Genomic DNA, 19581 nt, shown 5'->3' on the forward strand with positions numbered 1-19581 from the left:
GATGGCTGATATCACAGATATAAAAAATATAGTTTATACAGAAAAAACTTTAGGCCTTCAAGAAAGTGGCGTAGTAGTTATTCAAGCTAGCCCTAAAATGACAAAAAATGGTCTAAAGCAAGTGTTAAGAGAATATTTTGGTATCGTTCCTTTAAAAATAAATTCATTAAGAATGGATGGAAAAGTTAAAAGATTTAGAGGAATTGAAGGCCAAAGAAGTGACTTTAAAAAGTTTTATGTAAAGCTACCTGAGGGTGCTAGTTTAGAGAATAAGGAAGGCTAAGATGGCTATTAAAACTTATAAACCATATACCCCAAGCAGAAGATATATTACAGGTGTAAGTAGCGATGATATTACAGCAAAAGCTAGTGTTCGCTCATTACTTGTAAAACTTCCAGCTGCAGCAGGTAGAAATAACAACGGAAGAATAACAAGTCGCCATAAAGAAGCAGGTGCTAAAAAACTATATCGTATCATTGATTTCAAAAGAAATAAATTTGGAATTGAAGGTCGTGTAGAAGCTATTGAGTATGATCCATACAGAAATTGCCGTATTGCATTAATCGCTTATAAAGATGGTGAAAAAAGATATATTATCCAACCTCGTGGTTTAGCAGTAAATGACATTGTTTGTTCAGCTGCTGAAGGTTTAGATATTAAACCAGGAAATGCTATGAAATTAAAATCAATTCCTGTAGGTACAATTATCCATAACCTTGAGTTAAAACCAGGTAAAGGTGGACAAATGATTCGTTCAGCAGGTTCTTTTGCTCAATTAATGGGTAAAGAAGAAAAATATGTAATCGTTCGCTTACAATCAGGTGAAATGAGAAGAGTATTAGCTGAATGTATGGCTAGTATTGGTGAAGTTGGTAATGAAGATTGGGCTAACGTTACAATCGGTAAAGCAGGACGCAATAGACATAGAGGTATTCGCCCACAAACTCGTGGTAGTGCAATGAACCCAGTAGATCACCCACATGGTGGTGGTGAGGGTAAAAAGAACTCAGGTCGTCACCCAGTTACACCTTGGGGTAAACCAACTAAAGGTGCTAAGACTCGCCGTAAAAAGGCTAGCGATAAGCTAATAATATCAAGAAGAAAAGGAAAATAAGATGGCTAGATCATTAAAAAAAGGTCCTTTTGTTGATTCTCATGTTATGAAAAAAGTTATCGCAGCAAAAAAAGCTAACGATAATAAACCAATTAAAACTTGGTCAAGAAGAAGCACTATAACTCCTGATATGATCGGTCTTACTTTTAACGTTCATAATGGTAAAAGCTTTATTCCAGTATATGTAACTGAAAATCACATAGGTTATAAATTAGGTGAATTTGCACCAACTCGCACATTTAAAGGCCACAAAGGTTCTGTGCAGAAGAAAATTGGAAAATAAGGGGTAGTAGATGAGTAAAGCATTAATTAAATTCATAAGACTATCACCAACTAAGGCAAGATTGTTAGCAAGAGAAGTTCAAGGAATGAATGCTGAATTAGCAATGGCTAGTTTAAAATTTATGCCAAATAAAGCAGCAAAATACATTTCTAATGCAATTTCAAGTGCTGTTGCAAATGGTGGATATGAGCCAAGCGAAGTTGTAGTAAGTTCATGCCGTGTTGATGCAGGTGCAGTTCTAAAAAGAATTAGACCAAGAGCAAGAGGTAGTGCAAGTCGCATTAGAAAACCAACTGCTCATATTATGGTTGAAGTAAGTAGAGCAAAAACTGAAAGTAAGGAAAGCTAAAATGGGACAAAAAGTAAATCCGATAGGTCTTAGACTAGGAATAAATAGAAATTGGGAATCAAGATGGTTTCCAGCTAAAGCTAGTTTAGCACAAAGCATAGGCGAAGATTATAAAATCCGTGCTTTTCTTAAAAAAGAGCTATACTATGCAGGCGTTAGTCAAATAATAATAGAAAGAACTGCTAAGAAATTAAGAGTTACTGTAGTTGCAGCTCGTCCTGGAATTATCATTGGTAAAAAAGGTAGTGATGTTGAAGTAATTAAAACAAAACTACAAAAAATTATCAATAAAGAAGTAAATCTTAATATTAAAGAAGAGCGTCGTGCTAATGCATCAGCTCAATTAGCAGCAGAAAGTGTTGCAACTCAACTTGAAAAGCGTGTTGCTTTCCGCCGTGCTATGAAAAAAGTTATTCAAAATGCACAAAAAGCAGGAGCAAAAGGTATTAAAGTTAGCGTTGCAGGTCGTTTAGGTGGTGCTGAAATGGCTAGAACAGAGTGGTATCTTGAAGGTCGTGTGCCTTTACATACTTTAAGAGCAAAAATTGATTATGGTTTTGCTGAAGCTCATACAACTTATGGAAACATAGGTATTAAAGTATGGATATTCAAAGGTGAGGTATTACATAAAGGTGTTCAAGCTGATAAAACTGAAGAGCCAGCAGCAAAGAAGACAAGAAGAACCAGAAGAGGTAAATAATTATGTTGATGCCAAAAAGAACAAAATTTAGAAAAATGATGAAAGGCCGCAATCGTGGCTATGCTTGCCGTGGCACAAAACTTGCTCTAGGTGATTATGCTTTAAAAGCTACTGAGGGTGGTAGAGTTAATTCACGCCAAATTGAAGCAGCTCGTATTGCTCTAACTCGTCATGTTAAAAGACAAGGTAAATCATGGATAAGAGTATTCCCAGATAAACCTTTAACTAAAAAACCACTTGAAACAAGGATGGGTAAAGGTAAAGGTAGTGTTGAAGAATGGGTAATGAATATTCAACCAGGCAGAATTCTTTTTGAAATGACAGGCGTTAGTGAAGATATGGCTAGAGAAGCTCTTGCACTTGCTATGAGTAAATTACCATTTAAAACTAAGTTCGTTACAAGAGAGAGTGAAAATGAAATATACTGAGCTAAAAGATAAAACAGCAGAAGAATTAAATGCTATGTTAAAAGAGAAAAAGGTGCTTTTATTTACACTAAAACAAAAGCTTAAAACGATGCAGCTTACAAATACAAATGAGCTTCGCGTAGTAAGAAAAGATATTGCTAAAATCAATACTGCAATATCAGCTATGAAATAAGGGGCTAATTATGAGTTTTAAAAGAGAAATACAAGGCGTAATCGTTGCAAAATCAGGTGATAAAACAGTTAGCGTTCTAGTTGAGCGTAAAGTTGTTCACCCAAGATATAGAAAGATTGTAAAACGCTTTAAAAAATATTTAGTTCATGATGAAAAAAATACTGCTAATGTTGGCGATACAGTTGTGGCAATTGAATGCAGACCATTGTCAAAACGCAAATCTTTTCGTCTTAAAACAATCTTAGCAGCAGGAGTTGAGTAATGATTCAAAGTTTTACAAGGCTTGTAGTTGCTGATAATAGCGGCGCAAAAGAAATTATGTGTATAAAAGTATTAGGTGGTAGCAAGAGAAGATATGCTACTGTAGGTGATGTTATAGTTGCATCTGTTAAAAAAGCTTTACCAAATGGTAAAATTAAAAAAGGTCAAGTAGTTAAAGCTGTAATCGTAAGAACTAAAAAAGAAGTTCAAAGAGAAAATGGCTCATTAATTCGTTTTGACGAAAATGCAGCAGTTATTTTAGATGCTAAAAGAGAGCCAGTTGGAACTCGTATTTTCGGGCCAGTTGGTAGAGAAGTAAGATATGGTGGCTTTATGAAAATTGTTTCACTAGCTCCGGAGGTTTTATAATGGCTGTTAAATTTAAAATTAAAAAAGGTGATAATGTAAAAATTATCGCAGGTGATGATAAAGGTAAAACAGGTGTTGTAAAGGCAGTTTTTCCTAAGAAAAATCAAGTAATCGTTGAAGGTTGCAAAATTGCTAAGAAAGCAGTTAAACCAAGCGAGCAAAATCCACAAGGTGGTTTTGTAAATAAGGAAATGCCTATGGATATTTCAAATGTAGCAAAGGTGGAGGCATAATATGAGATTAAAAGAAAAATATGTTAATAGCATTAAGCCTGCTATTGCTAAAGAATTTGATATTAAAAATCCTATGTTAATTCCTGCTATTGAAAAAATTGTAATTAGCGTTGGTTTAGGTGCTGAATTTACTAAAGATCAAAAAGTATTACAAAGCATTGTTGATACAATTAGTTTAATTTCAGGACAAAAAGCAGTTGTAACTAAAGCTAAAAAATCAGTTGCTGGTTTTAAAGTAAGAGATGGTTTCCCTGTTGGTGTAATGGTAACTTTAAGAAAAGACAATATGTATGCGTTTTTAGATAAGTTAATTTCTATTGCATTACCAAGAGTTAAAGACTTTAGAGGCCTAAGTAGAGATGGTTTTGATGGTCGTGGAAATTATAGCTTCGGTTTAAATGAACAATTAATGTTCCCTGAAGTTGTATATGACCAAATTTTAAGAACCCATGGTATGAATATAAATGTTGTAACAACAGCAAATAGCGATAAAGAGGCATTAAGATTATTAGAATTATTCGGTGTGCCTTTCACAAAAGGAAAGTAATATGGCAAAAAAATCAATGATAGCAAAAGCTGCTCGTCCAGCTAAGTTTAAAGTTAGAGCTTATACAAGATGCCAAATTTGTGGTCGTCCACACTCAGTATATAGAGATTTTGGAATTTGCCGTGTGTGCCTAAGAAAAATGGCTAATGAAGGATTAATTCCTGGTCTTAAGAAAGCTAGCTGGTAAGGAGAAGTTATGATTAACGATTTAATTTCAGATTCACTAACTCGTATTAGAAATGCAGCACTTCGTAAATTAGATACAACAAAATTACTACATTCAAAAGTTGTAGAATCTATTGTTGATATTTTTAAAGCGAAAGGTTATATTGAAGATTATAGCGTTGTTGAAGAAGATAAAAAGAAATTCATCAATGTAGTTTTAAAATATGATGAAAAAGGCAAAAGCGTTATTAATGAAATAAAGCGTGTTAGCAAACCTGGTCGTAGAGTTTACCGTGGTAAAGATGAAATCAAAAGATTTAAAAACGGTTATGGAACAATAGTTGTAAGTACAAGCAAAGGTGTTATTAGCAATGAAGTTGCTTATAAAGAAGGCATCGGTGGCGAAGTACTTTGCACTATTTGGTAATTAATGCTTTTTATGGCATTCGGAAAGCTTAAGCTTTCCCTAGACAAATAAAAAGGAAAAATATGTCAAGAATAGGAAAACAACCAATTGAAATTCCAGCTGGAATTTCAGCTAAAGTAGATGGTAATGTTCTTAGTTTTACTAAAGGAAATGTAAAAAAAGAACTTGATTTTAAAGGCCATGTAAATGTAGAAGTTAAAGACAATCAAGTAGTATTCACTCCAACAAGTGATGATAGAAGTTCAAGAGCTTATTGGGGAACTTACAGAGCTTTAGCTAATAACATAGTAATAGGTCTTACTCAAGGATTTAAAAAAGTATTAGAAATAAATGGTGTTGGATATAAAGCTGCAATGAAAGGTAAAACTTTAGAAATGGCTTTAGGTTACTCACATCCAGTAATTTTTGATGCTCCAGAAGGCATTGAAATAGCAGTTGAGAAAAATACTATCGTAATTACAGGTGCTGATAAGCAAGTAGTAGGTCAAGTTGCAGCTAAAATTCGTGAATTTAGACCACCTGAGCCATATAAAGGTAAAGGTATTAAGTATTCAGATGAGCGTATTATTCGCAAAGCTGGTAAAACATCTAAGAAGTAAGGGATAAATAATGAGAGCAAATATCTTAAAAAGAAAATTATCTCTTAGAATTAAGAGAAAAAAGAGAATTCGTGCAAAAATTAGCGGTTGTGCAACTTTACCAAGAGTATCTATTTTTAAATCAAATAGAACGCTTTATGTTCAAGCAATTGATGATGTAAAAGCTCACACAATAGCTAGCGTAAATGGTAAAAAATTAGGCATTAAAGCAAATATTGAAGGTGCTAAGAAATTAGCAGCTGAATTTGCAAAAAGCTTAAAAGCAGCAAAAATTGAAGAAGCAGTTTTTGATAGAAATGGTTATTTATACCATGGTGTTGTAGCAGCTTTTGCTGATGCTTTAAGAGAAAACGGTATCAAACTATAAGGATAAATTATGGAAAAATATAATAGAGAAGAATTTGAAGAAGTAATTGTTGATATCGGTAGAGTTACAAAGGTTGTTAAAGGTGGTCGCCGCTTTAGATTTACAGCACTTGTAATTGTAGGTAATAAAAATGGCCTTGTAGGTGTTGGTTATGGTAAAGCTAAAGAAGTTCCTGATGCTATTAAAAAAGCAGTAGATGATGCGTTCAAAAATATCATTTCAGTTAAACTTCGTGGTCAAACAATCCCACACGATATTGAAGTAAAATACAATGCAAGCCGTATTTTATTAAAACCTGCTAGCGAAGGTACTGGAGTTATCGCAGGTGGTTCAAGCCGTCCAATTATTGAACTTGCAGGTATTAAAGATATTCTTACAAAATCACTTGGTTCATCAAATCCAGGCAACGTTGTAAGAGCTACAATCAAAGCTTTAAGTATGTTGAAAGGATAAAAAATGGGACTTGAAAATTTACAAAAAGCAGCAGGCTCTACTCATAAAACAAAAAGAATAGGCCGTGGTCAAGGTTCTGGCTGGGGAAAAACTGCTACAAAAGGTGGTAAAGGTCAAACAGCTAGAAAAGGTTATAATGAAAAAAGAGGTTTTGAAGGTGGTCAGCAACCACTTCAAAGAAGATTACCTAAAGTTGGTTTTACTTCTAAGTTTGAAAAACCTTATGTAATTAATGTTGAAAAAGTTACAGCTATTAAAGAATTAAAAGAAATTACTTTTGAAAGCTTAAAAAGTGTTCATAAATTTTCTTCAAGCGTTAAGAAAATAAAATTAATTGGCGCAAGTGCTAGTTCATTAGTAGCAAAAATCAAAGACGAAAACATTAAAACTAGCGGAAGTAAATAATGAATAAAAATCTTGCCAATAAAATTTTTATAACATTGGCGCTTTTATTTGCTTACAGGATACTGGCTTACGTGCCAGTTCCTGGCGTAAATGTAGATGTAATTAAAGAATTTTTTGAATCAAACACAAATAATGCTTTAGGTATGTTTAATATGTTTAGTGGAAAAGCTGCTGAGCGTTTATCAATCATATCTTTAGGTATAATGCCTTATATTACTTCATCAATTATTATGGAATTACTTGCAGCAACATTTCCAAATATCGGTCGTATGAAAAAAGAACGCGATGGAATGGTTAAATATATGCAAATTATTCGTGTAGCAACTATTGTAATTACTTTAATTCAAAGTGTTGGAGTTTCAGTAGGGCTTCAAAGCTTACACTCAAGAACAGGTGAAGCTGCTATTATGATTGATTTTAATACATTTATAGCTTTAAGCGCTGCTAGTATGTTAGCTGGAACTATGTTGCTTATGTGGTTAGGCGAGCAAATTACTCAAAGAGGTATTGGCAATGGTATTTCATTAATTATTTTTGCTGGTATCGTTTCGGGAATTCCTAGTGCGATTTCTAGCACAATTAACCTTGTAAATACTGGTGAATTAAATTTCTTAGTAGTAATTGGTATTGCCTTAGTTATTATTGCAGCTATTGGTGCTATTATTTATGTAGAATTGGGAGAAAGAAGAATTCCAATTTCTTATAGTAGAAAAGTTTTAATGCAAAATCAAAATAAAAGAATTATGAATTATATTCCTATTAAATTAAATTTAAGTGGTGTAATTCCTCCAATTTTTGCTAGTGCAATTTTGACATTTCCTGCTACTGTTTTACAATCAAGTACAAATGAATACATTATGAAAATTAATGATATTTTCAATCCAAATGGTTATGTATTTCATATTTTTACATTCTTTTTTGTAATCTTTTTTGCATATTTTTACGCATCAATTGCATTTAATGCAAAAGATATTTCAGAAAACCTAAAAAAACAAGGTGGTTTTATTCCAGGTATTCGTCCAGGAGAAGGAACAGCTTTATATTTAAATGAAATTGCAAGTCGCTTGACATTAAGTGGCTCAATATATTTAGCAATTATCGCTACGCTTCCTTGGCTTTTAGCTAAATTTATGGGAGTTCCATTTTATTTTGGTGGAACATCAGTTTTAATTGTTGTTCAGGTAGCACTTGATACAATGAGAAAAATTGAAGCTCAAATGTATGTGAATAAATATCAAACCTTAAGTGCAGTAGGCTTATGATTATAAATAGGCAAATATTTTTGCCGATTATTTTGGCTATATTTTTTGTGGCTTGTTCGCAAAATATAGCCAACAATAACTATGAAAACTATCAAAATAAAATCAATGGTGTAGTGTTAATTGATGATGTTTATTCTAATTATCCAGCACAAATGTTTACTCCTAATGCTATTTTTGATACTAAATTGGATATAGAAAAAGTACAACAAACAAATAAAATTGTAGAGCGTATTTTAAATTCTTCAAGTGAGTGGAGATATACTCCTTATAGACTTGGCGGCACTAATAAAAACAAAGGTGCGGATTGTTCTTTTTTTACTCAAGAGATTTATAAACAAGTATATGGATTTAATCTAAGTAGAAGCACAAAAGAACAAAGATTAGGTGGTAAAAAAGTTTCAAAATCTAAGCTTAAAGCAGGAGACTTAGTGTTCTTTAGAACAGATGGACCTTTTGGCTTACATGTTGGAATTTATCTTGAAAATAACAATTTTATACATTTATCTTCAAAAGGTGGAACAAGAATTCAAAGCCTTAATGTAAGATATTGGAATACAAGATATTTAGATGCAAGAAGGTATATAAATGCTAAATAAAATAGCAATTTTTGATAGTGGTGTAGGTGGGCTTGGAACTTTAAAATTATTAGTAAAAAGCCGTGTAGCAAAAGAAATAATTTATTATGCTGATAATAAAAATGTCCCATTTGGAACTAAAAGCAAAGAAGAAATTTTAAAAATCGGTCAAAATGCAATTGATTATTTAACAAGTTTAAATGTAGATTTGATTATTTTAGCCTGTAACACAGTTAGCTCAATTTTAAGCGAGCTGAATGTAGCTATTAAAGTTCTTCCTATAAGTGATTATGGTATTTTAGGGCTTAGTCAAATTGCTAATAATCAAAATTCTTTAGTAGTAGCTACAAAAGCAACTCTTAGCTCAGGGCTTTATCAAAACGCTTGTAAAAAATATAATATAAAAGCTGACTTTATAAGTCCTATTTCTTTTGTTCCTATTGTTGAGAGTATGGATTATTCTAAAGCGAGTGAAGATTTTGCAAATTATTTTAATAAAAATAATTATGATTATATTCTTTATGCTTGTACTCATTATCCATTTTTAGAGCAAGAATTTAAAACTTATTTTCCTAAAGCCACATTGATTGACCCAGCAAAAATTTTAGCACAAACTATGCAAGATGAATTTTTTAATAAAGATTTTAAATCAGAAATTATAATTGATTTTAGAGCTAGTAAAGATACTAAGATATTAAAAGATTTTTATGAAAGGATTAAAAATGTATGAGATTTTAGTAAGACCTTGTGGAGATTACGCTACAAATTGTTATATTGTAAAGCACGAATTAGGAGATATTGTAATAGACCCAGGCAAAGGTGCTTTAAGTTTTATTAAAGAAAACTCAAGCAAAGTTCTAGCAATTTTAAACACTCACGGACACCACGACCACATATGGGACAATAAATTAGTAGCACAAGAATTTAACGCTCCTTTATACACCCCAAAAGATGATATATTTATGTTAAAAAATCCTTTTTATGGTTTTTTGCCAAGCGATGATATAGCAATAGCTGTTGAAGACAAAGAAGAATTAGTGTTTAATGGTTTAAAATTTACTTTTCATCATTTTGCAGGTCATACTCCAGGTTGTTCTATGATTGAATTTGATGATGTTTATTTTAGTGGGGATTTTTTATTTGAAAGAAGTATAGGCAGATGGGATTTTGAGTTCTCAAATGCTGATGATATGGTAAATAGTCTTGAAAAAGCAAAGAATTTAAAAGATGATTTTTATTTACTACCAGGTCATGGAAATCAAACAAAAGTTAGTTTAGAAAAACCACATTTTGATTCTTGGATAAGATACATTAAGCAATGTTAATAATAGAATTAATTTTAGTATTTTTTGGTTTGATGGCTTGGTTTTTTCAAAAAGCATCACCAAAAAATGAAAAAATAGAAAGACTTAGTAGGAAATGTCCTTGCACGAGGATGGCTAATACTGGGCTTTTAACTAAAATATTTCTTTATTCAGCCATTGGTATAATTATAATTAATGCTTCAATGTTAGACTATGTGGGTTTTAATAAAGATAATATCTCTCAATTTATAATAGCCTTAGTGCTTGTATTTTTGGGGTATAAAGTAAGAAAGGATGAATATGATAGAAATTAAAAAACCAGCAGAAATAGAAAAATTAAGAGTAGCTAATAAAATGGTTGCAAAAACGCTAGATTATCTTGAAACTTTAATAAAACCAGGAATTTCTTTAAAAGAATTAGATAAAGCTGCAGAAGATTATATTTTAAGTCTTGGTGCAAAACCAGCTTTTAAAGGGCTTTATGGTTTTCCAGGTGCAATTTGTGTTAGTCTTAATGAAACTTGCATTCATGGAATTCCTGATGATAGAGTTTTAAAAGAAGGCGATATTGTGAGTTGCGATGTTGGAACTTTCATAGATGGATATTATGGAGACGCTGCTAGGACTTATGGTGTTGGCAAAATCTCTAAAAAAGATGAAGAATTAATTGCTTGTAGCAAGGATTGTTTGCTAAATGCAATAAGTAATATTAAAGATGGTATGAGATTTAAAGAGCTTAGCAAGATTTTAGAAGACTTTATTCGCTCTCGTGGTTTTGTTCCACTAGAAGGATTTTGCGGACACGGCATTGGTAGAAAACCACACGCAGAGCCTGAAATACCAAACTATCTACACCCAAATGATAGTATTAAAAATGGTCCAAAGATTAAAAATGGAATGGTATTTTGTATAGAGCCTATGATTTGTCAAAAAGATGGAAGACCTAAAAATCTAAAAGGTATGTGGGAAACTGCTTCAGCAGATGGATTAAACACTGCTCATTATGAACACTGCGTAGCTATTGTAAATGGAAGAGCCGAGATTTTATCAATTAATGAGTAATTTATGGATGCGAAAATAATTAAATCTAAATTAGATTTTAGCAGTGTTTTGTATTTTGTATTTATTTATTTGATTATTGCAATAACACAAGGAGCTTTTAAAGCAGGCTTTGTTTATTTAGGCATATTTTTCTCAATTTTGCTTGTGATTTATATTTATGATATGCCTATAATTAAAGTGATTTTGTATAAAGATAGAATTGGAGTTAGATTTATATTTTTTACAAAATACATAAAACTAAGCGATATTAAAAGCTATAAAAGAAAAAAGAGATTTTTAAAAATCAAAACCAATGGCTTATTTTATTCAAATATAAAATTAAGAAATTTTCATACAAATAGCCTTGATGAAATAGAGCAACACTTAAATGCTATAAATGAATAAAAATTATGGAATTTAAATTAGGAAATTATCCTAATTTAAATTCTTTATTCAACCGTTACGCTTTTTGCTAGATTTCTTGGCATATCTACATTTGCACCAACACGATTTGTGATTTCTAGTGCAAATAATTGCATAATTACCATCATTTCAAAAAATTCGCTTAGATAATGTTCTTGTTCGCTTGTTTTTATAAAATCATCAGCTTCGCTAAACTCAATAGGAGAAATTGCTAAAATATTTGCATCTCTTGCGCTTAATTCTAATACATTTGAGCGAGTTTTATCATATAAAATATTTTTCGGCATAAATGCAATTGTAAATAATTCGCTATCAGCAAGTGCGATAGGACCATGTTTCATCTCTCCTGCTGCATAGCCTTCTGCGTGCATATAGCTTATTTCTTTTAATTTTAATGCTGCTTCAAGTGCAAGTGGATAAAATAAATCTCTACCTATAAAGAAAAATCCGTGTCCGTGTAAGTATCGCTTGCTTAAGCGTTTTAGTTTATCGTGAGTATTTTTATTTACTTTTAATACATTAGATAAATCCTTAATAGCAAGTAATTCTTTTTTAATATCTAAATTAGGATTTTTATTTAAATACAATGCTAGTAGCCATAGATTTAGCATTTGAGCGCAAAATGCTTTAGTGCTTGCTACACTTTTTTCAATCCCTGCACGAATTAAAATACAATAATCAGCTTCTCTTGCTATGCTTGAATTATCAACATTGCATAATGCTAAAGTTTTAAGCCCAGCATTTTTTGCTATTTTTAAAGCTTCAAGAGTATCAGCTGTCTCGCCGCTTTGAGATATACAAACGAATAAAGCATTTTTATCTAAAAAGCCATTTTTATATCTAAACTCACTTGCTATTTCTACACGGCATTCAATATTAGCACTTCTTTCAAAAATATAGCTAGCTGCCAATGCTGCATGATAGCTAGTGCCACAAGCACAAATTATGATTTTACTAAAGTCTTGATTTAAATTCTTTAATTCATCAAAACATACTTTATCATTAATAATTCTTCCTATTAATATATTTTGAACGATTTGGCTTTGCTCGTAGATTTCTTTTTCCATAAAAGTATCAAATCCATCTTTTAAAGCACTTTCTTTATCGCAATTTAATTCTTTAAACTCAACAACGCCATTTAATAAATGAATTCCATTTTTATCTAAAAAGCCAAAATCTCCATCGTTTAAATAAGCAACTTGTTTGCAAATTCCAACCAACGGAGCATCACAAGATGCCATATAAAACTCACTATTATTTGAGCCTTTTCCTATTATTAGTGGTGCGTTTTTCTTAGCAAAAAATATAGTATTCGGAGCTTTTTTTGTGATTAATAATATTGCATAAGCTCCATCAATTTTTTTAATAACTTCACTAAAAGCTTTTTCAGGGCTTAAAGTATTTGCATATTTTTCAAACAAATGAACAACAACTTCTGTATCTGTTTGCGAATTAAAATGTGTGGTTTTTAGTTCTTCTTTTATTTCTTTATAATTTTCTATAATTCCATTGTGTATTATGCAAGAATATTCGCCGTAATGTGGATGAGAATTTGTATCATCAGGTTTTCCGTGTGTTGCCCAACGAGTATGACCTATAGCTACACCTTCATCATTAAAGTTTAAATTTTTCATAAAATTAACAAGATTTTCTAATTTTCCTGCCTTTTTAAAAAAGCTTAATTCATTATTTTCTAACACAGCCATACCTGCACTATCATATCCACGATATTCAAGCTCTTTTAATCCTTTTAATATAATTTCTTTTTTTTCTAATTGTCCTAAATATCCAATAATTCCGCACATTTTTAATCCTTTAATAATAAAAATTACGCTAATTTATAGTAAGTTGTTAAACAAAGATAAATATAATCACTTTTCTTTTTTAAGGATGGTAAATGGATATTTTAGAAGCGTTAGACGAAGGTAAAAGATTAAGCGAAGAAGATTGTTATAAGTTATACGATTTAGATTTGCAAGTCTTAGGATTTTACGCTAATAAAAAGAGATTAAAACTTCACGGAAAAAAAGTTTATTTTAATTGTAATCGTCACATAAATCCTACAAATATGTGCGTTGATACTTGTGCTTTTTGTGCATTTTCAGCTCATAGGCACAATCCAAATCCATATCATCTAACACACGAAGAAATCTTAAAAATAGTTGATGATACCGTTACTCGTGGGACAAAAGAAATACACATTGTTTCAGCTCACAATAAAAAAGGTGGTTGGGAATGGTATTTTGAGATTTTTAGAAAAATTAAAGATAAATACCCACATTTACATATTAAAGCAATGACAGCTGCTGAAATTAATTTTATTGCAAAGAGTTTTTTTGATGGAGATTATTCTGCAGTAATTGACAAAATGCTTGAATATGGAGTTGATTCTATGCCGGGTGGCGGTGCTGAAATTTTTGATGAAAAAGTTAGAAATGAGCTTTGTGCTAGCAAAGTTAGTTCTGATAATTGGCTTAAGATTCATGGGCTATGGCATCAAAAAGGAAAACAAAGTAATGCAACTATGCTTTTTGGACACATTGAAAGTCGTGAGAACAGAATTGACCATATGCTAAGACTAAGAAAACAACAAGATATTAGCAAAGGTTTTAATGCTTTTATTCCGTTAGTATGGCAAAAAGACAATTCGTTTTTAAAGGATTTAAAACCGCTTGGAAGTATAGAAATTCTAAAAACTATTGCAATAGCAAGGCTTGTTTTAGACAATATTTCTCATATTAAAGCTTATTGGGCGACTTTAGGATTAAACCTTGCAATGGTGGCTCAAGAATACGGAGCAAATGACCTTGATGGAACAATAGAAAAAGAAAATATCCAAAGTGCAGGTGGTGCAAAAAGTGCGAATGGCATTACGCTACAAGACTTCATAGACAATATCAAAACATCAAATTTAATTCCAATAGAAAGAGATAGTTTATATAATGAGATTAAGGAATATTGATTGAATTCTTTATATGTTTTTAGCTCCATTTTAAAAACATCATTCAAACTCATTATGCAATTAATATATGATTGCAAAAAATATACTTTCAAACAATTTAATCTAATAATTTCTTACTACAAACAAAAGGATACTGCTATGAGCTAGAATTTTTAATCTTATTGTGTTTAATCTTAGGTGCTTTACGCTAAATATTTTTTTATAAGGGAAAAAAATGGACTTTTTTAAGTTAAAAGAAAACAATACAAGTGTTAAAAATGAGTTTAATGGTGCTTTAGCAACATTTTTATCAATGCTTTATATTATTCCAACTAATGCTTTTATAGTAAGCAATACAGGGCTTAGTGTAGAAGCTTTAATGCTAGCAACTGCTTTAGTAACTATAATAGCAACTGCATTTACAGGACTTTTTGCAAATTCTCCAATAGCAATGAGTACAGGTATGGGGCTTAATGTATTTTTTACATTTTCAATGTGCAAAGGTCAAGGAATTCCTGTTGAAACTGCTTTAGGTGCTGTTTTTATAAGTGGTTTTATATTTTTAGTTCTTTCTTTTACAAATTTTCGTATTTTTATTTTAAAAAGCATTCCTGAAGATTTTCGCCGTGCTATAAGTGCTGGTATTGGGTGCTTTCTAGCATTTATGGGGATGAATCAGGCTCATATTGTTACGGCTGATCCTGTAACTCTTTTAAAAATAGGTAATTTTGCAGACCCGAATGTGTTATTTTGTTTATTTGTATTATTTTTAATTGTTTGCTTTTGGGCTTGGAAGATTAAAGCAGGCTTTATTTTAGCGGTTTTAATAGGTAGTATTATCGCTTGGACTTTTGGAATAGGTGGAGCAAAATTACCAAGTGAATTTGTGGCAATTCCAAATTTTAGTGAAAAAGATGGGCTTATGAGTATTTTTGCAAAACTTGATATTATGAGTGCTTTAAGTTTATCGGTATTACCTGCAGTAATGACACTTTTTGTAACTCAATTATTTGATAGTATAGGCACGATTACTGGTGCTGGAATTAGGGGCGGAATATTTAAAAATAAAACAAAATCAGACGGAACTCTTGATGATAGTGGAGATAAAAAATTAGGTAAAACTATGATAGCAGACGCAGCAGGAACTTGTATCGGAGCAGTTATTGGCACATCAACTGCAACTGCATTTGTAGAAAGTAGTGCTGGTATAGAAAGTGGTGCTAGAACAGGACTTAGCAATATATTTTTAGCGGGAATGTTTTGTCTTTGCATATTCTTTTTACCATTTTTCCAAGCAATTCCTGTTAATGCTATTTATCCTATCTTGATAATGGTTGGAATTTTAATGTTTATGGAAGTTAGCAATATTGATTTTAAAGACCCTGCAAATAGTGTTGCTACATTTTTTACGGTAATTATGATGCCATTTACTTACTCAATTACTACAGGTATTGCTTTTGGATTTATTTCTTATGTATTAGTTAGATTATTAAGAAAAGAATTTAATAAGCTAAGTAGTGGTATAATCGTTATCTCTATTATTTGTATGGCAGTGTTCTTGCTACAATTTATGAAATTTAATTAAAAGGTAAAACTATGTATAAATATACTTACGATGAATTTAAAAATGACTTTGAGCCGTTTGCAAAACGCATTCAAGATGAGTTCAACCCAGACGCTTTTGTAGGTGTTGCTCGTGGTGGTCTTACACTTACTCACGCATTATCAACTGCGCTTAAAAGCAGAAATGCTTTTGTATTAAATAGTATTCATTATGACGGGCAAAAAAAATTAGATACTATTGAAATTACTAATATTCCTGATTTAAGTAAAGCTAAAAAAGTTTTAATCATTGATGATATCGTAGATAGTGGTGAAAGTCTTGATGCAATTCGTAAAAAAATCTTAGAAATTTACCCACATTTAGAAGTTAAACTTGCTGTTATTTTTTATAAGCCAAGTGCTATTATAAAACCTGAATTTTGTGTAAAAGAAGCTAAAGAATGGATTAGTTTCTTTTGGGATTTTGAAGTATGATTTATGAAAATAGTTTTTGCTATATTAAACGCCACGAGAGTTCTATCCCGTGGCTAGAAATCCATGCAAAAGACGAATACAAAGAACTTAGTAATGATGAAGAAACAAGCCTAAAAATTTTTAAAATTGCTATGCTTATAGAAAAAGAAATGATTAATTTTTATAAGCCAACTAAGATTAATCACGCTTCATTTGCTAACTACTTGCCTAAAGCCCATTGGCATATAATGGCTAGATTTAGTGATGATGGATTTTATCCTGAATGTATGTGGGGTAAGCAATTAGGGGATTTAAAAGATTATAGAGCTAGTTTTGATGAATTTTGTGATATTTTAGTAGCTAAGTTAAAGAATTTTAAATAAGTAGAAATCATATTTAATTTTTACTTATTTAAAACATATTACTTTCTTAAATCTTTTAATAAAATCTTATTCTCTGCTGATATTTTTGCACTATAACTTATCTTTTGAAACATCATTGATAAAGTTTCATTATCTAATTTTTTAATTTTTAAAAAATTAAAAGTTTCATCAAAATTATTACTTAAAAGTTCGGTAAAATACCAAGCTCTTGCCATATTTACATAATATTCTTGACTTTTTATACTAAATATTTTTTCTAATTTTGTGGTATCACTGCTAAAATATCTTATAAAACATAAAATTCCAAATCTTTTTTCATATATTGCGCTAGATTCAATCCATTCGCATATGATTTGTTCTACCTTATCAAGATTATTATCAAAACACTTAGGTCTTATAGTATCGCAACTACACCAATTATCTATGATTTTTAATATTATTTTTAAATTCTTAACCACTAAATCATAATCATCTAACTCATTTAATACGTGTATGTAAAGTTGCATTTCATCAAAACTTTTAAAATTAGTATTTAATAAATAATCATTTAAATCATACTTTTTAATTATAGTTTTTGCATACCTTTTAAGTTTATTGTTTCTAACTCCTATTATTTTATAGTTAGTAAATACTGATTTTTTGCAATAACTTTTATATATTTTATCTATATGTTTTTGTAAATATTCTTTAATTTTCATTATAGCTCTTTCGTTTTGTTTAAAAAAATAATCTTACTATAAATACTTTTACTAAGTATTAACCTAGCTTCTTTAAAATCATCGCAACTTAGACTAGTTTTTTACTCCTTGAGAGACTTAAACCCCTTGAGAAATCAAGGGGTTTTCCTTTTTTAAGAATAATTCAAATTACATTTTTTTAAAAATTTATATAACTTTAAGCTTAATTTTCAAAATTTATGCTACTATTCCCTTACATTTTTACAAAAAAAGGAGAAAAAATGAAATTAGTTAAATTAAGTTTAGCAGCAGTTGTTGCTGCAGGTTCGTTCTCATTCGCGAACGCAGTTGCTTTAGATGAAGCTATTCAAAATGTAGACCTATCAGGAATGTTAAGATATAGATACGATACAAATTCTGAAAAAATAAAAAACAATTCAGTTACTACAAAAATAGATAGATCTAAAGATAATGGTCACAACTATAAAGCTCAATTAAAATTTGGTGCTGATATAGCTGATAATTTTAAAGCTACAGCATTATTCCAATATTCAAACACTGATGGTTCTTTTGGTAATTCAGCATATTTAAATGATAAAAAAACTTTTAATGTAAGAGATGCTTATTTAACTTATACAAATTACGATACTTCATTCATATTCGGTAGAATGGAAATCGGTTCAATTTGGACTGATGATTTACTAGGAACAGGATTAAAAATAGTAAATAACAGCATTGAAAATGTAACTTTAGCAGCTTATGCATTTGATAACTATAACAATGATGGAGATTTAAGTAGTGTTTTATTTGTTAAAGATGAAGAAGGTAATAAATACGCTACAAGTAAGAACCTTTATGGTATAGCAGCAATTGCTAATTTTGACCCAGTAGCAGCTCAATTATGGGTTTCAAATATGGCTAGCTGGGGCACATTCTATGCAGTAGATTTCAATGTTGCTCTAGGCGATAAAGATGATTTCGCATACAATATTCACGCTCAATACGCAGGCAATAGCCTTAAAAAAGATAGAAAAGGTGAAGTAGCAGCTAATGGTAACTTCTATGCAGCAGAAGCTGGCTTTGATGCATTCGGCTTAGACTTCAATGTAGGTTATGCTGGTTATGGTAAAAAAGATAAATTAACTCTTAATACTGTAGAAGATGAAGGTCAATTAATCAACTACGGCGAAATCGTAATGAAAGACTACCAAGGTGGTTTTGGTAAAAAAGATTTCGTATTCGGAACAATTGGCTATACATTTGAAGATGTAAGATTTGGTGTTGATATTATTAGCGGAACAAATAAAATTGTTAACAATAAAGAAAAATTATTTGAAGTTAAGCCACAACTATCTTACAAATACAGCGACAAACTAAACTTCTCAGCATTCTATGCTTACGCAGAAACTAAAGATGCTACTGAAGTAAGTATTACTAAAGATAACAAATTAAGTCTTGATAAGTCTGATAAGAAAAAAGAAAGTTTAATCAGATTCCAAGCTAAATATACATTTTAATTAATTGCTAGGCTTTAAGCCTAGCTTTTTAAAGACTTAGAATGAAAAAAATTTTATTATTTTTATGTATTATAAATTCTATAAATGCAGTGACTACAGATGATTTATTAAATTATACTTTTAGTGATAATTTAGATATTAATTTAGGTAAAGAACTTTTTATAAATATTCATAAATGCAATTCTTGTCATGGAGATTTAGGAGATAAATCAAGCACTACATTTAAATCCTTAAACACTCATTCAGCATCTACTTTAAAATCAATGTTAAAATCTTACAAAAACGATAAAGATTTTGGAGGCAAAACAAGATTTGTTATGCAAAGATATGCAAATAAATTGTCAAATAAGGATATTGATAATATTATAGCTTATATAAAAGGTAAAGATAATTTAGAATTACCTAATTCAAAAAATATTGAACCTGCTAAAAAAACTAAAGATAATTTATATTTGGAATAAAATCTAAATATAAATTCCTATTTTAAAACTTAGATATTTTATTATAATTTAGCTATATAACTTAATAATCTTAATAAAATATATAATGCCATTAAGTTATGTAAAATT

Annotated in this window: 32 protein-coding genes; 30 read left to right on the forward strand and 2 right to left on the reverse strand. The window is 30.5% G+C overall.

The window, feature by feature from the left end:
* Position 1: 1 nt before the first annotated feature.
* The 24 genes from AVBRAN_RS00100 (at position 2) to AVBRAN_RS00215 (ending at position 11460) form a co-directional block, all read left to right on the forward strand.
* On the forward strand, positions 2-283 hold the full coding sequence (locus tag AVBRAN_RS00100) for a 50S ribosomal protein L23 (protein WP_214116101.1): 282 nt from the start codon (positions 2-4) through the stop codon (positions 281-283).
* A gap of 1 nt (position 284) precedes the next feature.
* Positions 285-1115 carry a 50S ribosomal protein L2 gene (gene rplB, locus AVBRAN_RS00105; RefSeq protein ID WP_214116098.1) on the forward strand — a complete coding sequence of 277 codons (831 nt, stop codon included), beginning with the start codon at positions 285-287 and terminating at the stop codon, positions 1113-1115.
* A gap of 1 nt (position 1116) precedes the next feature.
* Positions 1117-1398, forward strand: a complete 282-nt coding sequence (gene rpsS, locus AVBRAN_RS00110; RefSeq protein WP_214116097.1) for a 30S ribosomal protein S19 — start codon at positions 1117-1119, stop codon at positions 1396-1398.
* Between the two features lie 10 nt (positions 1399-1408).
* Entirely contained in the window at positions 1409-1747 is a 339-nt protein-coding gene (gene rplV / locus AVBRAN_RS00115) for a 50S ribosomal protein L22 (protein ID WP_214116095.1), read from the forward strand.
* Position 1748: 1 nt separating this feature from the next.
* Positions 1749-2447: a 30S ribosomal protein S3 gene (gene rpsC, locus AVBRAN_RS00120; RefSeq protein ID WP_214116093.1), complete on the forward strand. Its 699-nt coding sequence runs from the start codon at positions 1749-1751 to the stop codon at positions 2445-2447.
* 2 nt (positions 2448-2449) lie between these two features.
* Positions 2450-2875 carry a 50S ribosomal protein L16 gene (gene rplP / locus AVBRAN_RS00125; RefSeq protein WP_214116091.1) on the forward strand — a complete coding sequence of 142 codons (426 nt, stop codon included), beginning with the start codon at positions 2450-2452 and terminating at the stop codon, positions 2873-2875.
* Positions 2862-3047 (forward strand): 50S ribosomal protein L29, encoded by a 186-nt coding sequence (gene rpmC / locus AVBRAN_RS00130; protein WP_214116089.1) that lies wholly within the window; start codon positions 2862-2864, stop codon positions 3045-3047. Before rplP ends, rpmC begins: the two co-directional genes overlap by 14 nt.
* 10 nt (positions 3048-3057) lie before the next feature.
* Positions 3058-3309, forward strand: coding sequence for a 30S ribosomal protein S17 (gene rpsQ, locus AVBRAN_RS00135; RefSeq protein WP_214116088.1), 252 nt, complete (start codon positions 3058-3060; stop codon positions 3307-3309).
* A complete protein-coding gene (gene rplN / locus AVBRAN_RS00140; protein ID WP_214116086.1) occupies positions 3309-3677 on the forward strand; it encodes a 50S ribosomal protein L14 in 369 nt (122 codons plus the stop codon). Before rpsQ ends, rplN begins: the two co-directional genes overlap by 1 nt.
* The gene (gene rplX, locus AVBRAN_RS00145; protein ID WP_214116077.1) at positions 3677-3910 is read left to right on the forward strand and encodes a 50S ribosomal protein L24; all 234 of its coding nucleotides are present in this window, start codon (positions 3677-3679) and stop codon (positions 3908-3910) included. The genes rplN and rplX overlap by 1 nt, the downstream gene beginning before the upstream one ends.
* Position 3911: 1 nt before the next feature.
* A complete protein-coding gene (gene rplE / locus AVBRAN_RS00150; RefSeq protein WP_214116075.1) occupies positions 3912-4457 on the forward strand; it encodes a 50S ribosomal protein L5 in 546 nt (181 codons plus the stop codon).
* A gap of 1 nt (position 4458) precedes the next feature.
* Complete coding sequence (locus tag AVBRAN_RS00155; protein ID WP_172234194.1) at positions 4459-4644, forward strand: type Z 30S ribosomal protein S14; 186 nt, start codon at positions 4459-4461, stop codon at positions 4642-4644.
* A gap of 9 nt (positions 4645-4653) precedes the next feature.
* Positions 4654-5049, forward strand: coding sequence for a 30S ribosomal protein S8 (rpsH, locus tag AVBRAN_RS00160; RefSeq protein WP_214116073.1), 396 nt, complete (start codon positions 4654-4656; stop codon positions 5047-5049).
* Positions 5050-5111: 62 nt separating this feature from the next.
* On the forward strand, positions 5112-5648 hold the full coding sequence (gene rplF, locus AVBRAN_RS00165; protein ID WP_239803236.1) for a 50S ribosomal protein L6: 537 nt from the start codon (positions 5112-5114) through the stop codon (positions 5646-5648).
* 10 nt (positions 5649-5658) lie between these two features.
* Entirely contained in the window at positions 5659-6015 is a 357-nt protein-coding gene (gene rplR, locus AVBRAN_RS00170) for a 50S ribosomal protein L18 (RefSeq protein WP_214116069.1), read from the forward strand.
* 9 nt (positions 6016-6024) lie between these two features.
* The gene (rpsE, locus tag AVBRAN_RS00175) at positions 6025-6468 is read left to right on the forward strand and encodes a 30S ribosomal protein S5 (RefSeq protein ID WP_214116067.1); all 444 of its coding nucleotides are present in this window, start codon (positions 6025-6027) and stop codon (positions 6466-6468) included.
* Positions 6469-6471: 3 nt separating this feature from the next.
* Positions 6472-6873, forward strand: coding sequence for a 50S ribosomal protein L15 (gene rplO / locus AVBRAN_RS00180; RefSeq protein WP_214116065.1), 402 nt, complete (start codon positions 6472-6474; stop codon positions 6871-6873).
* Positions 6873-8135: a preprotein translocase subunit SecY gene (secY, locus tag AVBRAN_RS00185; RefSeq protein ID WP_214116056.1), complete on the forward strand. Its 1263-nt coding sequence runs from the start codon at positions 6873-6875 to the stop codon at positions 8133-8135. The genes rplO and secY overlap by 1 nt, the downstream gene beginning before the upstream one ends.
* A complete protein-coding gene (locus AVBRAN_RS00190) occupies positions 8132-8731 on the forward strand; it encodes an NlpC/P60 family protein (RefSeq protein ID WP_214150166.1) in 600 nt (199 codons plus the stop codon). Before secY ends, AVBRAN_RS00190 begins: the two co-directional genes overlap by 4 nt.
* Positions 8721-9440, forward strand: coding sequence for an aspartate/glutamate racemase family protein (locus tag AVBRAN_RS00195; protein WP_239803237.1), 720 nt, complete (start codon positions 8721-8723; stop codon positions 9438-9440). The genes AVBRAN_RS00190 and AVBRAN_RS00195 overlap by 11 nt, the downstream gene beginning before the upstream one ends.
* A complete protein-coding gene (locus AVBRAN_RS00200; RefSeq protein WP_214116043.1) occupies positions 9433-10035 on the forward strand; it encodes an MBL fold metallo-hydrolase in 603 nt (200 codons plus the stop codon). Before AVBRAN_RS00195 ends, AVBRAN_RS00200 begins: the two co-directional genes overlap by 8 nt.
* Positions 10029-10328: a hypothetical protein gene (locus AVBRAN_RS00205; RefSeq protein WP_214120231.1), complete on the forward strand. Its 300-nt coding sequence runs from the start codon at positions 10029-10031 to the stop codon at positions 10326-10328. The genes AVBRAN_RS00200 and AVBRAN_RS00205 overlap by 7 nt, the downstream gene beginning before the upstream one ends.
* On the forward strand, positions 10315-11076 hold the full coding sequence (gene map / locus AVBRAN_RS00210) for a type I methionyl aminopeptidase (protein ID WP_214116039.1): 762 nt from the start codon (positions 10315-10317) through the stop codon (positions 11074-11076). Before AVBRAN_RS00205 ends, map begins: the two co-directional genes overlap by 14 nt.
* A gap of 3 nt (positions 11077-11079) precedes the next feature.
* A complete protein-coding gene (locus AVBRAN_RS00215) occupies positions 11080-11460 on the forward strand; it encodes a hypothetical protein (protein ID WP_239803238.1) in 381 nt (126 codons plus the stop codon).
* Positions 11461-11504: 44 nt separating this feature from the next.
* Here AVBRAN_RS00215 and glmS read toward each other — a convergent pair whose 3' ends face one another.
* Entirely contained in the window at positions 11505-13283 is a 1779-nt protein-coding gene (gene glmS / locus AVBRAN_RS00220; RefSeq protein ID WP_239803239.1) for a glutamine--fructose-6-phosphate transaminase (isomerizing), read from the reverse strand.
* Between the two features lie 92 nt (positions 13284-13375).
* On the opposite strand from glmS, the gene mqnE reads away from it, so the two are divergent.
* From mqnE to AVBRAN_RS00240, 4 genes are all read left to right on the forward strand, one after another.
* Positions 13376-14440, forward strand: a complete 1065-nt coding sequence (mqnE, locus tag AVBRAN_RS00225) for an aminofutalosine synthase MqnE (RefSeq protein ID WP_214116032.1) — start codon at positions 13376-13378, stop codon at positions 14438-14440.
* Between the two features lie 214 nt (positions 14441-14654).
* Positions 14655-16004 carry an NCS2 family permease gene (locus AVBRAN_RS00230; RefSeq protein ID WP_214116030.1) on the forward strand — a complete coding sequence of 450 codons (1350 nt, stop codon included), beginning with the start codon at positions 14655-14657 and terminating at the stop codon, positions 16002-16004.
* Between the two features lie 11 nt (positions 16005-16015).
* Entirely contained in the window at positions 16016-16456 is a 441-nt protein-coding gene (locus AVBRAN_RS00235; protein WP_214116028.1) for a phosphoribosyltransferase family protein, read from the forward strand.
* Entirely contained in the window at positions 16453-16818 is a 366-nt protein-coding gene (locus AVBRAN_RS00240; RefSeq protein WP_214120236.1) for an HIT family protein, read from the forward strand. The genes AVBRAN_RS00235 and AVBRAN_RS00240 overlap by 4 nt, the downstream gene beginning before the upstream one ends.
* A 38-nt stretch (positions 16819-16856) precedes the next feature.
* Here the strand turns inward: AVBRAN_RS00240 and AVBRAN_RS00245 are convergent, their stop codons facing one another.
* A complete protein-coding gene (locus AVBRAN_RS00245; RefSeq protein ID WP_214120237.1) occupies positions 16857-17516 on the reverse strand; it encodes a DNA alkylation repair protein in 660 nt (219 codons plus the stop codon).
* A 260-nt stretch (positions 17517-17776) separates the two neighbouring features.
* Here AVBRAN_RS00245 and AVBRAN_RS00250 point away from each other — a divergent pair, with 260 nt between their 5' ends.
* Entirely contained in the window at positions 17777-19012 is a 1236-nt protein-coding gene (locus AVBRAN_RS00250; RefSeq protein WP_239803240.1) for a major outer membrane protein, read from the forward strand.
* A gap of 41 nt (positions 19013-19053) precedes the next feature.
* A complete protein-coding gene (locus tag AVBRAN_RS00255) occupies positions 19054-19473 on the forward strand; it encodes a c-type cytochrome (protein WP_214116020.1) in 420 nt (139 codons plus the stop codon).
* Positions 19474-19581: the final 108 nt, after the last annotated feature.

Origin of the sequence: Campylobacter sp. RM12651 (assembly GCF_022369475.1) — a bacterium.
GTDB lineage: Bacteria > Campylobacterota > Campylobacteria > Campylobacterales > Campylobacteraceae > Campylobacter_E.